The 13,518-nt window shown below is 30.6% G+C and carries 13 protein-coding genes and 1 tRNA gene; 1 reads left to right on the forward strand and 13 read right to left on the reverse strand.

The genetic code is table 11. The annotated features are described in order from the left end of the window. From ACVC2P_RS10690 to ACVC2P_RS10725, 8 genes are all read right to left on the reverse strand, one after another. On the reverse strand, nucleotides 1-379 hold a 379-nt coding region (locus ACVC2P_RS10690; RefSeq protein ID WP_452598464.1), incomplete at its 3' end, for a MerC domain-containing protein. 361 nt (nucleotides 380-740) lie between these two features. Continuing rightward, a complete protein-coding gene (locus ACVC2P_RS10695) occupies nucleotides 741-2,174 on the reverse strand; it encodes a DUF3526 domain-containing protein (protein ID WP_452598465.1) in 1,434 nt (477 codons plus the stop codon). Between the two features lie 4 nt (nucleotides 2,175-2,178). After that, entirely contained in the window at nucleotides 2,179-3,582 is a 1,404-nt protein-coding gene (locus ACVC2P_RS10700; RefSeq protein WP_452598466.1) for an ABC transporter permease subunit, read from the reverse strand. 1 nt (nucleotide 3,583) lies between these two features. Then, entirely contained in the window at nucleotides 3,584-4,297 is a 714-nt protein-coding gene (locus ACVC2P_RS10705) for an ABC transporter ATP-binding protein (protein ID WP_452598467.1), read from the reverse strand. A gap of 612 nt (nucleotides 4,298-4,909) precedes the next feature. Further along, nucleotides 4,910-4,982 (reverse strand) — tRNA-Met (locus ACVC2P_RS10710). A gap of 118 nt (nucleotides 4,983-5,100) precedes the next feature. Next, nucleotides 5,101-5,283 carry a CPXCG motif-containing cysteine-rich protein gene (locus ACVC2P_RS10715; RefSeq protein WP_452598468.1) on the reverse strand — a complete coding sequence of 61 codons (183 nt, stop codon included), beginning with the start codon at nucleotides 5,281-5,283 and terminating at the stop codon, nucleotides 5,101-5,103. Nucleotides 5,284-5,347: 64 nt separating this feature from the next. Further along, the gene (locus tag ACVC2P_RS10720; RefSeq protein ID WP_452598469.1) at nucleotides 5,348-6,166 is read right to left on the reverse strand and encodes a leucine-rich repeat domain-containing protein; all 819 of its coding nucleotides are present in this window, start codon (nucleotides 6,164-6,166) and stop codon (nucleotides 5,348-5,350) included. 209 nt (nucleotides 6,167-6,375) lie between these two features. Continuing rightward, nucleotides 6,376-8,283: an ATP-binding cassette domain-containing protein gene (locus ACVC2P_RS10725; RefSeq protein ID WP_452598470.1), complete on the reverse strand. Its 1,908-nt coding sequence runs from the start codon at nucleotides 8,281-8,283 to the stop codon at nucleotides 6,376-6,378. Nucleotides 8,284-8,415: 132 nt separating this feature from the next. Between ACVC2P_RS10725 and ACVC2P_RS10730 the strand changes: the two genes are divergently transcribed. After that, nucleotides 8,416-8,796 (forward strand): DUF983 domain-containing protein, encoded by a 381-nt coding sequence (locus ACVC2P_RS10730; RefSeq protein ID WP_452598471.1) that lies wholly within the window; start codon nucleotides 8,416-8,418, stop codon nucleotides 8,794-8,796. 9 nt (nucleotides 8,797-8,805) lie between these two features. Here the strand turns inward: ACVC2P_RS10730 and ACVC2P_RS10735 are convergent, their stop codons facing one another. The 5 genes from ACVC2P_RS10735 to ACVC2P_RS10755 all read right to left on the reverse strand — a co-directional run. Continuing rightward, entirely contained in the window at nucleotides 8,806-9,864 is a 1,059-nt protein-coding gene (locus ACVC2P_RS10735) for an NAD(P)/FAD-dependent oxidoreductase (protein WP_452598472.1), read from the reverse strand. Nucleotides 9,865-9,964: 100 nt separating this feature from the next. Next, nucleotides 9,965-10,864, reverse strand: coding sequence for a type IX secretion system ring protein PorN/GldN (gene porN, locus ACVC2P_RS10740; RefSeq protein ID WP_452598473.1), 900 nt, complete (start codon nucleotides 10,862-10,864; stop codon nucleotides 9,965-9,967). A 35-nt stretch (nucleotides 10,865-10,899) separates the two neighbouring features. Then, nucleotides 10,900-12,465, reverse strand: coding sequence for a type IX secretion system motor protein PorM/GldM (porM, locus tag ACVC2P_RS10745; RefSeq protein ID WP_452598474.1), 1,566 nt, complete (start codon nucleotides 12,463-12,465; stop codon nucleotides 10,900-10,902). Between the two features lie 46 nt (nucleotides 12,466-12,511). Further along, the gene (gene porL / locus ACVC2P_RS10750) at nucleotides 12,512-13,144 is read right to left on the reverse strand and encodes a type IX secretion system motor protein PorL/GldL (protein ID WP_452598475.1); all 633 of its coding nucleotides are present in this window, start codon (nucleotides 13,142-13,144) and stop codon (nucleotides 12,512-12,514) included. A gap of 68 nt (nucleotides 13,145-13,212) precedes the next feature. Further along, on the reverse strand, nucleotides 13,213-13,518 hold a 306-nt coding region (locus tag ACVC2P_RS10755; RefSeq protein ID WP_452598476.1), incomplete at its 5' end, for a formylglycine-generating enzyme family protein.

Raw genomic sequence — 13,518 nt, forward strand, 5'->3', positions numbered from 1 at the left:
CTGTTTTACATTGGCAATAATTCATATTATATATGTGCAAAGCTGCAAGAGTAAAAGCAATGAAGTAAGTAAAGGTTTCTGATAAAGAAACCCATTGTGTTTTTTCATTTATAATTAAAAGAAATAATGCACCCCAACATAACCATAAAGCGTATTTCATAACGTTTTTAGAGGTTGTTTTTGTAGAGCGATATATTGCTATAAAAGAAATCATTAAAAACAAATAATCTAAGCTTTTCCACCAAACTGGGGCAGTTTCACAACCTCCCATTGCACAAGTTTGCGCAATAAAAAGTAATGGTGTTGCTAGACAATGTATTATACATAACGTGCTTGCCAATGCACCAAAAGCATCGGGTTTTTGTAATATTAATTTCACTATTTCTATTAAATTAATGCAACCTAGTTGCAAATATAAGTATTTCACCTGTTAATGCAACTGAGTTTTATTATAAATAATAAAAATTACAGTATATTTTTATTTAAAACTATAGTAAGCTAGGTATTTAGCATATTAAATGTTGATTAGTTTTTTATTTCTTTCAAGTTATAACGAAACTAAAATGGAGTGTAAAATTTGGAGTGACAAAAGGAAAAAAGCGACAGATATAATTACTGGCCTCTAGTTTTTTAAGACTAAAAAAAACTCTTGAATTATAGAGACCAGTATTTATATATAAATAGTTAACTTATTTATTGAAGGTTATTGTAAAATCTGTTATAGTTAGGACTAAATCTCATTAATTTAAAAACTTTTGAGCAGATTTGTTTTTTAAATGCTTACCTGTAAATTGAAAGAATATAATCGCACTAATAAAAAGAAGTACTGCTATATTTATCCATACATCGTTATCAATTCTATTTTTATAAACGAACTTGGGTAGTTCTTTGTAGTTATCAGCTGTAAATTTTTGTTTTTTAAATAGCATTGGTACTAAATAACTTCTCCATTGATTAGAAAACTCAAAGACTTGCTTTTTATAATCATTATAATTTTTCTCGGATGTTCCGGCTATTTTATTTAATGATTGTTGCATTAATATTGCGGGAGATAAAAACTCAAATACACTAATTAGTCTTTGTTGTTTTTTTAATTGTAAATCGTATTCTGCTAATAAAGGTTTGTTTTTTTCTTCCATCACTTTTTCAGAAGCAAAATAATTATGCCAAAAGCCATATTTTTCCTTATCATTGCCTTGTGCTAACTCAGGATGACTTCGTAGATACTCGCTCATTATTTCGTTCTGTTTTTCTTCATTTTCCTTTTTTATCAAACGAATTTCATTAATCATTTTTAAGCGTGATGGCGTTGGATATAAAGAATTCCCAACTTGATTTATTGTAGCTGGTAAAACCATTACTATAAATAGCCATAACCCAATTAATGTTAAAGCATTCTTTGAAGAATCATTAATTTTTATGTTTACAATAGAAGCCAATACAAACCAAAATAAATTATATCCAGCGATTAATAATAATAATCCTAATAGGTTATTGGTATTAGCTATAAAAGCTCCTGAAGAAAAAACAGCAATCGTAATGAGTAATGTAATCAAGGTAATGCTAGTAAAAACCAAGTAACGAATAGTCATTTTATGCAATAACCAATTAATAGTAGAAATTGGTTGTGCAGATAATAATCTTAAAGTTCCTAATTCTTTTTCTTTAGATAAAATATTAAATGTAAAAGCTATAATTAACAATGGTAAAATAAAAATAATAACAAAAGCCAGATCGAAACTGCCAAATAATAGTTGTACTGGGTTTACCATTTCAGAATAATCTAAAGCAAAGTTATTTCCATAAACTGTTGGGCTTTTAAAATGCGTATACATATCGCTTTGTCCTGTTGCTAAAAACGATAGTGCTTCTGGTTGCATTATTGCCAAACGCGGATGTCTATAGCCAATAGTCATCGGTTCCGATGGTAATTGCCAATAAGGCACCTCTGTTTTTTCTCCTTTTTCAATTTTTGCAAGAGTCATTAACATTACACTATCTTTTTTATGTAAGTCCTCCTGTACTTTTGCAATATCGTTAAGTCTTTTGTCTACATTTTTATTTCCATTATAAGTAGCAAATGCAAATAATAGAACAATAATTACTAATAAAGTTATTAGCCAATTGCTCCTTGTAAGTAATTTTATTTCGTATAATAAATTGTTCAAAAACATAATGTTATATTTTTTTTGATGAGACTAATAATCCTATAAACGGTATTAATAACCAAAGTGTTAAGAATATTACATTTTGAGTATTATCTTTTAGAATCTCTAAAAGTGTAGGTGGTGTAAAATTAAACTTAGGTAGTTTTTTAAATTTCTCCGCCTTCATTTTGTAACCTCGTTCACCAAATTTTGAATTGTCTTTAATATCATAGTTTAAAAACTGTTGCTTTTTTATACGATACTTTTCGGCTGCTTTGGTAAAATTCCAATGTAAATTATCGCTTGTATGTGCAATATCCATAGATAAGAACCTTGTAGGAATAAACGGCGATAAAAAGGATAGCTTTTTATAGGTATCGTTTTGTTTTGCTGCAATTGTGTTTAATATATTATAGTGCTTTTCGTATATTTTTGCTTCGTGTTCTTCTCCTTTTTGCATTCTGTAACCTGCATAGTTAAACGGTAATTGATAGATACTATCTACTCCATATTCTCTTAAGGTTTCTTCTTCTAGTTTTTTGGCAGCTTCATTCCATGGATTGTGCCCATCTAATCCATTTTTTTTATCTTCTGTAATCCGTGCGTTGAATTCTGTTTTTGATGGATACGGATAATTTTCATTTGCAAAATTAGTTGCAATCTTAGGGGTAATAAAGCTAAATAAAATCCAAACGACTAAACTACTTACTAATGATATCCCTGAAGTTTTACTCCACATGGAAACTAAAATGGTAAGTGTTGTAATAATTAAGTAATAAAGCAAATACAGAATAAAAAGAGATAATAAACTATTCCAGCTAAAAAATGTTAAGTTCCCTAAATTTGAGAGTACTACGCCTGTTATTAAAAAAATAATAGCTGTTATAATAAAAATAGGTATAAATACTGCTAACCACTTACCTAAAACAAGTTTTATAGGATGTACACCTTGACTTTTAAGAATGTTAAATGTTCTGTTCTCTAATTCTTTAGTATAAGAATTGTACCCAATTAAAATAATAAGTAGTGGGAATAAATAAATCAGCACAAAATTAATAGAGAGTGTTCCATACCGTGCTAAACTTGTTTGGTCGCTAGCTTCACTAAACGAGGCTTCATTTCTATTATGTGCTTCTAAAAATATTGAATTCCCTGTGTATTTAGTAACACCATAATCAAATAAGGATAGTGCAAATTTTGGTTTAAATGCATAAGTTCCATAATGTGCAGCAGAGTGTGGATTTTTCTCTCCTTGTGTTTCCCATATTGTACGTTCTTTAGAAACAGACTCAATATATTGCTGATTACTTTTTTGATATTGATTTATTCCTGTAATGGTAGCTATAACCAATAAAACAAAAGTAATTACAATGGTTATCTTAAATCGTCCATCTCTTATTAATTCTTTTAGTTCTTTAAAAATTATGTTTTTCATTTCAATTCACATTTTTAAAGTTCATTATATCTAAATATATGGCCTCTAACTCTTTTAATGAAAATTGAGAGGAATTTGAATAATTTTCTAACACTCCAGAACGCATGATACCTATATGTGTGCTTACTTCTTTTGCTCTAAATAAATCGTGAGTTGCCATAAGTATTGCTACTCCATCATCCTTCATTTTATCGAGCAATGCTATAAATTCATTACTCGATTTTGGATCTAGCCCAGAGGTCGGCTCGTCTAATAATAAAACTTTTGACTGTTTTGCGATAGCCAAAGCTATTCCAACTTTTTGACGCATTCCTTTAGAGAATGTTTTAACCCGTTTTTTATGTGCAACTTCTTCTAATCCTGCTTCTATTAAGTACATTCCTAACTCTTGAGAATTGAATTTTTTCCCTGAAAGTTTTGTGAAATAATCTAAGTTTTCTAGTGCACTTAAGCTTGGATATAACATTAAGTTCTCTGGTATATAGGTTAAAAACCCTTTAGTTTTAATTGGGTTTTTAACGACATCTAATTCGTTTATTTCTGCAACTCCAGATGTAGGTTCTGTAAAGTTTAATAATATATTTATAGTTGTTGATTTCCCTGCCCCATTTGCGCCTAGCAAGCATAATATTTCTCCTTTATTTACATTAAAAGAAAGATTATTTACAGCAGTAAAATCACCATATGTTTTGGTGATGTTTTTTGTTGTTATCATAGTATATTCGATGTTATATATTAATAGTATATATAATGTAATGCACGTATTATATATACATGTACATAAAGTCTATTAAAAAGGTGATAGTATTGATAATTATCAATACTATAAAAAATGGAATTAAAGTCTTTTTATACTACAGGTGGTGGTCTATAAAAAAGTGTACTTTTTAATGAGCACTGTACAAATTGATATGAGTACTCATTTAAAAACTGCTCTTTGTAAAAATGATTAACCAATTCTTTAATTTGAATTGAATTACTTTTTATAAAGGAAGCTTTATTAGACTCAGTAACATATTTACATATCTCACACTCATTATAATCACCATCATCACTATGAGAAAAAGTATGTAGAGAGAATGCCTTTATACTGATAAAAAATATCAGAAAAAATAAAGCTATATGTTTCTTTTTATTTCTCAAATGGAAAGATTATAGTATCAAATTTAAACATTTATTTTAAATGAGTAATGTATATATTGCTATAAACTAACAATAACAGGGTTGTAACCAAAAAACGATTATCGATTAATCGTTACTCAAGGAGCTAATAGTGGTATAATAAATAAAAAAAGCTTCACAGAAATGTGAAGCTTTTTTCTACTAGTAGCGGGAACTGGACTCGAACCAGTGACCTTCGGGTTATGAGCCCGACGAGCTACCTACTGCTCTATCCCGCGATTTAATCTTTAACAATTTACTTAGCTTTTAACTTTCGGTTCATAATGCCGATCAAATTGTTTCGGACTGCAAATATACAACCCTTTTTAGATATAACAAGCATTATTTTAAAAAAAATTATTGTTCAATATTTACCGCCTCAAAACCAATAAGTTCCATTGTTGTAAATTGCGGTGTTATTTGTATTGGATTACAACAAACCTCACAATCTTCTACATAAGTTTGTTTAGAAACACTATTATCTAATAGCATCGAGATCTCTTCCCAACAATACGGGCATTGAAAAAAATGTTCTATCATAAGCAAAAAAACAGCTAACGGTAAAGTTAGCTGTCTCTATTTTATATTATTATAATTTCTAGATTTAATCTCTTTCTACAACATACGTTTTAGTCGTTGTTAGTAAACTTTTAGAAATGCTAGCTTTATCATCTACCACACTTACATAATTTTCGGCTAACTTATTATCGCTTACCATTAAAGTATTTAAATGTTTAAGGCGTCCTAATTGCAATGGCAAATGCCCAATTAAGTTGTTTTCTGCTAAAATAAGCTCTTCTAGCTGATATAATTCTCCTAACTCTACTGGAATATATCCTTCTAGTTTATTATCTATCAAGCTTAACTTTTTCAACTTGGTTAAACTCTTTATTTGTGTTGGTATTACTCCTGTTAAAAAATTACTTCCTAATTGTAATACTTCTAGATTAACTAAGTTTGTAATAGTTACAGGAATATTTCCTTCTAATTTGTTACTGTATAGTGTTAATACTTTTAACTGACTTAAAGTTCCTAGTTCTGAAGGAATTTCACCTTCTAGTTTATTTAAAAATAATTCTAATGTCTCTAAGTTTTTTAATTTTGTAATGCTAGTTGGTATTTCACCTTCTAATTTGTTAAAGCTTAGATTTATATTTTTAAGATTCGTTAAATTTCCTATTTCGTTTGGTATTGTTCCTTGAAGATTGTTAAAGGATAAATCTAAAGCCACAACTTTATCATTTTTAATTGTAACTCCATGCCAATGATCTGCTGTTTTTGTTAAATCCCAAGTTACATTCCATTTTTCTCCTTGTGTAGCATTATATAATACTAACAAAGCTTCTTGCTCACTTGTAGACACATTAGCTAATGCTAATATTGATGAAAAAAGGCAAATTATAGTTAGTTGTATCGATTTCATTTAACAAATTGATTTAAAATCACTTGTTATCAAATTTAGTTAAAAAAACGCTTAAAACCAATTTTTAACGATTAAATACACATATATAATATTTGAATCCGACAAAAAACGCTAAAATACCGACAAATTAAACTAAAGAACAACATATAAACATTCCTGTAATTGGTCTAAGACTCCAGAGTATGCTTATTTTACTATCGTTAAAAAAGTTAAGAAAAGTCTTCAATTTGCATAGTTACTACTTCCCAGTCTTCCATTAGTTTAGATAAGTTATCCTTTTTTGCTTGGTAATTATCAAAGAATTTAGGGTCTGCCACCACTTCATCATAGTTAGTAGCTAACTCAACGTCTATTTCTTTTATTTCTTTTTCTAATTGATTGATTTTTGCTTCTACATTACTTAATTTGTTATTAAGCGATTTTAGTTTTTTCTGCGCTTCGTAGGATTGTTTATTGCTTTCTTTGGGCGTTGCTTTAACTACTGTTCGTTTTTCTACTTCTCTTAAGTTTTCAACTTTACGCTGCTCTAAATAATAATCTATATCTCCTAAATACTCTTTTACCTTCTGGTCTTTAAATTCGTATACCGTACTAGTAAGTCCTTGTAAGAAATCCCTATCGTGAGATACTAATATTAATGTACCTTCAAAACGTTGTAGTGCTTCTTTTAAAACGTTTTTAGATTTTATGTCTAAATGGTTTGTAGGCTCATCCATTATTAGCACATTAAACGGCTGTAACATTAATTTAGCCAGTGCCAACCGGTTGCGTTCTCCTCCTGACAATACTCTAACATACTTTTCTACTTCTTCGCCACGAAATAAAAACGAGCCTAAAATGTCTCTAACTTTGCTTCTATTGGTTTCGTTAGCTGCATCTATCATAGTATCTAATACGGTCTTGCTCCCGTCTAGGTATTCTGCTTGATTTTGTGCGAAGTAACCTATTTGTACATTATGGCCTAGTTTTAAATCTCCATCATGCTGTATATCTCCCACTAAAATTTTTGCTAGTGTAGATTTTCCTTGACCATTTTGCCCAACAAAGGCTGTTTTTATATCACGTTCTATCATGATATCTATATTAGACAATACTTGATTATCTCCATAATTTTTGGAAATTGCATTGGCATCTACAACAACTTTTCCTGGTACTATAGACACAGGGAAATTTAAAGTCATCACACTATTATCGTCTTCATCTACTTCTATACGCTCAATTTTATCTAGTTTTTTTATAAGCGATTGTGCCATTGTTGCCTTAGATGCTTTTGCTCTAAACTTTTCTATAAGCTTCTCTGTTTGCTCTATCTGTTTTTGTTGATTTTTTTGAGAGGCTAATTGTTGTGTTCTTATTTCTTCTCTTAGTACTAAATATTTTGAATACGGTTTTGGATAATCGTATATACGACCAAGTGAAATTTCTATTGTTCTATTAGTAACATTATCTAAAAACATTTTATCGTGAGAGACAATTGCTACTGCTCCAAAATAGTTTTTTAAAAATCCTTCTAGCCAAATAATAGATTCTATATCTAGGTGGTTGGTTGGCTCATCCAGTAATAATATGTCGTTACTTTGTAATAATAGCTTCGCTAACTCTATGCGCATTCTCCACCCACCAGAAAACGTATCGGTTAACTTATTAAAATCTTCTCGTTTAAAACCTAGTCCTTGTAGTATTTTTTCTGTTTCTCCTTGATAGTTATACCCCCCTAAAATTTCATACTGGTGTTGTATTTCATTAAGGTCTATCATTAATTGACTGTAGGCTTCACTCTCATAATCTGTTCGCTCGGCTAGTTGATTATTAATATCTTCCATTTGAGCTTCTAAAGTTTTTATTTCTGTAAAAGCTTCGTACGACTCTTCTAATACTGTTCTACCAAAAACAAAATCAATATCTTGTTTTAAGAAGCCTATTTTAAGTGTTTTATCGGCTGCAATTTGTCCAGAATCTGGTTCTAATTCCTTTGCCAATATTTTTAGCATTGTAGATTTTCCTGCTCCGTTTTTACCTATAAGTCCAACTCTATCTCCATTTCCTAATTTAAAGGTAATGTCTTCGAATAGATATTCTCCTTGAAAGGAGATTGATAAATTATGAATATTTAGCATAGAATGTGTCTCTTGTTATAAAATTTTAAATAGATAAAACTTAACTTTGTACATATAACGCTAAACAGTTAAGAGTCTTATTAAAATCAATTATTTTTTCTTTAACGAGATTGCAAAAGTACATTAATTTATATGTTTAAAAAAGGAACTAAATTATATGGCATCATAAAGGGGGTTTGCCCAAAGTGCCATAACGAATCTATGTATACAAATACAAACCCGTATGTTTTACGCGAAGCTTTAGATATGCATGAGCGCTGTAGTCATTGCAACACAAAATATAAGATTGAACCTTCGTTTTTTTACGGTTCTATGTATATTAGTTATGGCGTAGGTATAGCTTTTGCTGTAGCTGCTTTTGTTGTTAGTTATTTGCTTCTAGAAACTAGCTTAAAAGTTGCTTTTGGGGCTATAGTTATAACATTAATTGCTTTTATGCCAATAATTATGAGGGTTTCAAGGAATATATGGATTAACCTTTTTATGAGTTACGATAAGTCTAATATTAAATAGTATTTGTAACTACTTTGTTTCAAAGCGTTTTATATCTATTTCGGCATTCAGCGCCTTATTATTTTCTATATAATTATACAATTCGTTAGCTATGTATGGGCCAATCATTACGCCTCTTGTTCCTAAGCCATTAAGGACATAAACATTTTTATGGTTTTTATGCTCTCCTACTAATGGTCTTCTATCTTTTGTTGTGGGCCTAATTGCTGCGACTTGGTCAACTACTTCGTAATCACATTTAATTAGCGTTTTTAGCTTCTCTAATAGTTCGTCTTTGGCTTTTTTAGTAATTGTATTGGTTTTATCTTTCCAATCGTACGTAGAGCCTATTCTGTATAAATCTTCTCCAATGGGTATTATAAATACGCTAGATTTTAAAACAAAATCTAATTTTAAATCTGGTGCATGTATTGTTAATAATTCACCTTTTACCCCCGTTAAAGGCAACTCTTTAAAAAATGGGTTTTGTTTTAAACCAAAACCTTCAGCAAAAACAATACATTTTGCTTTGTTTTTTTTATAACTTATTTCATTATCCTTTATTTCTAGTAGTTCATAATTAAAGTCACTTATAACTAATTGTTGTGACTTTTTTAGGAACTCTCTATAGTTTTTAACTAGTAATTTAGTATTTATTCTTCCTGTACCCAACACTTCTGCCATACCAAATGCGGCTTCTATATATTCATTTTTATTTGCATGAATAACTGTAGATAATAGGCTTCTAAGGTTTGGCTTATCTGATGCAGCATACCAGTTGTTTTGTTCTTCTATTGAGGCGAATTTTCTATATACAGGAACTTTATAGTCTAGTTTAGTATTAAGGCGTTTTTCAATATTTTTATAAACAGGTAGTGCCAAATCGAGTTGCTCCTTACTTTTCCATACACTGGTAAATCGCTTTAAAATTACTGGATTATATAAACCACCTGCTACTGCCGATGATTTTTGAGATTCGTTATCGTAAACAACAAATGTTTTATTTGCTTCGATTAATTTTTCGCAAAAATTTATCCCTCCTAAACCGCATCCTACAATGATATAATCTAACTCTTTTTGGTCTTCCATACTACGAAGATAATGGATTATAGCTATTAAAGGTCAAATTAAATAAAACAAAAAGCGCTCACTTTTCAGTGAGCGCTTTTAAATTATATAGCAAATGTGATTAGTAAGACCACATGTCTAATTCGAAGTTTCTGATTTTGTCTTTAATTCTATCAGATTCTAACAATTGCATTAATGCGTTTTCTGCAATGTATTCATTTACTTCTCTATCTCCATATACATTTTCTTCTTTAAAAATTACACTATTAAAGCGTCTAGCGTTTAAAATGTGATCGAAAGAAAATGGTACAGCACTATTTTTAGAGTTAAATGATTTCGCTTGGTGCAGTACATCTCTAGCATCTGGGAAAAATACCCAAAATAATGGATTTGGCTCTTTGTTTGCTTCGTCGTTAGAATCAATAAAGTTAACATCTGGAGCAGCTGGTGCTATCCCTAATAATCTATACTTTAATTCTCCTTGACGCTTATCAAAATACCATAGTCCTTTAATTAAATAAGCACTAACATCGTATGATGCAATTGTTCTTTTTGTAATATACTCAGGATCTACACGACCATCTGCATTAAATTGATCGTAACCTACAGGTAATGTATCAATTTTAGTGGTAATGTCTCTTAATTCTTCTTTAGTACGTAATCCAGTAAAATAAGAATCGTTATACACTTTTTCTATTTTACCATCTCTAATTGCTTTTGTTAAAACATCGTATAGAGAACGTCTGTTAGATCCAATATTATTAGTATCTACAGGATAGTACAAAGGAAAATTAACACGCTCATCAAGAACTATTTTCTCCCAAGTCATTTTAGCGAACATAATATCTCTATCACCAACATAACCATATTCTAACGGGTTATCGTTATCTATAGCCTTTTGCGCTTCTGTCTTTACTCCTATTTCATCAGGACTTTTAGCATTTAATATGTTAGCTTGTGCAAATGCGCCAGAGGCTAAGCATAATCCAAAAACAACTGATAATAATGATTTACAATTCATTCTAAAATAATTTTAATTTTTAACAATTATAAAGTTTAGTTTGATAACTCTATAATAATTGGATTTGCTGGCTTGATTTTTGGTCCAGAAGATTTAGATTTAATATCGAAAATCTGAACTGTAGATCCACGCTTAGCTTTACGTAAAGCGCCTTTAGCTTGTCCGTTTAATCTGTTTCCTTGTACTGTAACACTTGGTTGACCAGGCACTTTAAATTTGAAAGATGTTACTCTTAATGGTAAATCGAAATCGAAATCTAAAAGTTTAGCTTCTACTTTACCTATTTCAACATTGTTTCTTGGTAATTTGAAAGATCCGTGTTGTCCTGCTATTACTCCGCTTGGTACTGGAATATCTTTAATTCTAAAAGTCTTTTTATCTGAAGCTTTAGATCCGTCATCTAAAGTAGCACTAACATTAATAGTAACTTCTCTACCTGAAGTTGGAACCATTACATATTGTCCTGCTTTTCCTGCTCTTTTTAATCCAGAAGCACTTGCAGATACTTTATTATCTGGTACTCCAGCGAAAGAAATAGTCATTGGGTTATTTACACCACGATATACAACATTCATTTTATCTGCAGATATTGTAGCAGAATTAGGTCTTGGTACTACAACATAGTTTCCAACAATAGGAATATCTAATGGTTTACCGTCTTCTAAGAATGTAAATTTACCTTCAACATCATGCTCTCCAACATTACCTACATTAAAATCTAATGTAGCTGCTCCTGTAGAATCGATAGCTGTAGCTAAGTCAATTTCTTTTCCTTGAACCATTAATTTAGTTGGTGTTACATTAGCATATTTACCTAATACAACTCTACCTTGGAATTTTTCTCCTGCAAAGAATGCAGATTTATCAGCTAAAATAATTGCTTTATAGTTCTTTAAAGATACAGCTTCTGTAACAAGGTTTCCTAAGAATCCGTTATACATGTTAGTTTCTGTAGCTTTAATATCGTTTTGCATTGCTGTTAATTTCGTGTAAGAAGCAATAGCTGGGAATCCTTGGAAATGATAATCTAACCATTTCTTCTTTACTCCCTCACCATCAGTAACATCACTTAAATCAAAACGATTTTCAAAGCTTTCTATTACTTTAGTCCATTTAACGTCTTCTCCAACAATACCTTTAATATCTGCTTTATACTTATTAATAGCAGCCATGATTTCTTCTCCTCGTTTTGTTAAACGATCTCCAGTAAACCATAACTCGTTAAGTTTGTCACCTTTATCCATAGACTCGTATGGTAAAACACCTTTCTCGTCTCTTTCGTAACCTCCTTTTTTGATAATATCTTCTTCTTTTACAGTTTCTAAAAACTTATAAAAATCATCAGATACTTTACTTATTTGCTGTGCTTTACTAGCTACTACTGCAAATTCTTGTGGTTTTTCTTCTGCTTTCCCTTTTAATTGTTCAAGGATTCCATTATTTGTAGCTGCAGCTAATTCATTAGCTGTGCCAAATTTAGCGTTCATTAACCCGAATGCAGATAATACTTCTTTTGACATTGTCATTGCAATCATTGCAATGAATACCAAGTACATCAGGTTAATCATTTTCTGCCTTGCGGACTGTTTTCCTCCTGCCATTTCTAATTAGTTTTTTTAGTTATTAATAATTTATACTAACTTCTAATTAGTTTTTGTTCATTGCAGATAACATTCCTCCGTAAACACCATTTAAAGATGATAGGTTAGATGCTAATGATTGCATTTGCTCTTTTAATTTAGCTGCATTTTCTACTGCTTCTTCATTAATAGCTGCTTGACGATTAGCGCTTTCCATTTGTACTTTATATAAACTGTTTAAAGATTCCATTTGTGCAGCAGCTAAAGACATTTCTTCACCATATTTTTTAGTTGCAGCGATAGAGTCTACAGTAGGAGATATTCCTTTTGCAGCACCTTCGAAGTTTTTAATACTAGTTCCCAAGCTAGCCATTAATTCTCCATCTATTTTTGCTTCTTTTAATAAGTTGTCTAATTTTTTAGATAATAAACCTTCTGCATCTTTAGGCTCTTCTTTTTTTCCTTTTTTAGTTGCAACGCCTCCAGCTAATTCTGGGTAAACTAAAGACCAATCTAAATCTCCTGCTTGTCTTTCGAATGCAGATATTGTAAATACAACTGCTTCAACAATCATCCCTATCGTTAAGATAAGTGATCCATAAGGCCAGTGTTGGATTTTAAAAAGTGCTCCGATAATAACGATTGCCGCTCCTAGTCCATAGACCATATTCATTGACGAGATTTTCCCTTTTTGTGCCATAATTTCTAATTTTTAAGTAGTTAATTTTAATTTTTGTTATTTTAAGTAGGTAATATATTTACAATGTATTATCGTCTAGCATTCGCTGTTACATCTGTTCCCATGTAATCTTGAATTGTTCTAAATCCGATGTAACTTCTAGCTGAATCAGCGTATTCGTAATCTCTTGAACTTACTTGTAAGAAGTATGCAACGTCTTTCCACGATCCGCCTCTTACAACTTTACGGTGGTTGTTTTTATCGTTAACACTTGGATTTATAGTAGATGCGAATTCGTATGATGATGGATCGTAAGAAGAGTCCACCCATTCTGCAACGTTACCAGCCATGTTGTATAGGTTAAAATCGTTTGGCTCGTATGCATCTGCTTCTAC

This window comes from Pontimicrobium sp. MEBiC01747 (assembly GCF_053601635.1).

Excerpts from the sequence above, each read along its gene's own strand:
- ACVC2P_RS10700 (WP_452598466.1), bottom strand. The coding sequence starts at position 3,582 with ATGAAAAACATAATTTTTAAAGAACTAAAAGAATTAATAAGAGATGGA.
- porN (WP_452598473.1), bottom strand. The coding sequence starts at position 10,864 with ATGAATTGTAAATCATTATTATCAGTTGTTTTTGGATTATGCTTAGCC.
- ACVC2P_RS10735 (WP_452598472.1), bottom strand. The coding sequence starts at position 9,864 with ATGGAAGACCAAAAAGAGTTAGATTATATCATTGTAGGATGCGGTTTA.
- ACVC2P_RS10730 (WP_452598471.1), top strand. The coding sequence starts at position 8,416 with ATGTTTAAAAAAGGAACTAAATTATATGGCATCATAAAGGGGGTTTGC.
- ACVC2P_RS10695 (WP_452598465.1), bottom strand. The coding sequence starts at position 2,174 with ATGTTTTTGAACAATTTATTATACGAAATAAAATTACTTACAAGGAGC.
- ACVC2P_RS10715 (WP_452598468.1), bottom strand. The coding sequence starts at position 5,283 with ATGATAGAACATTTTTTTCAATGCCCGTATTGTTGGGAAGAGATCTCG.
- ACVC2P_RS10720 (WP_452598469.1), bottom strand. The coding sequence starts at position 6,166 with ATGAAATCGATACAACTAACTATAATTTGCCTTTTTTCATCAATATTA.
- ACVC2P_RS10705 (WP_452598467.1), bottom strand. The coding sequence starts at position 4,297 with ATGATAACAACAAAAAACATCACCAAAACATATGGTGATTTTACTGCT.
- porM (WP_452598474.1), bottom strand. The coding sequence starts at position 12,465 with ATGGCAGGAGGAAAACAGTCCGCAAGGCAGAAAATGATTAACCTGATG.
- ACVC2P_RS10725 (WP_452598470.1), bottom strand. The coding sequence starts at position 8,283 with ATGCTAAATATTCATAATTTATCAATCTCCTTTCAAGGAGAATATCTA.
- porL (WP_452598475.1), bottom strand. The coding sequence starts at position 13,144 with ATGGCACAAAAAGGGAAAATCTCGTCAATGAATATGGTCTATGGACTA.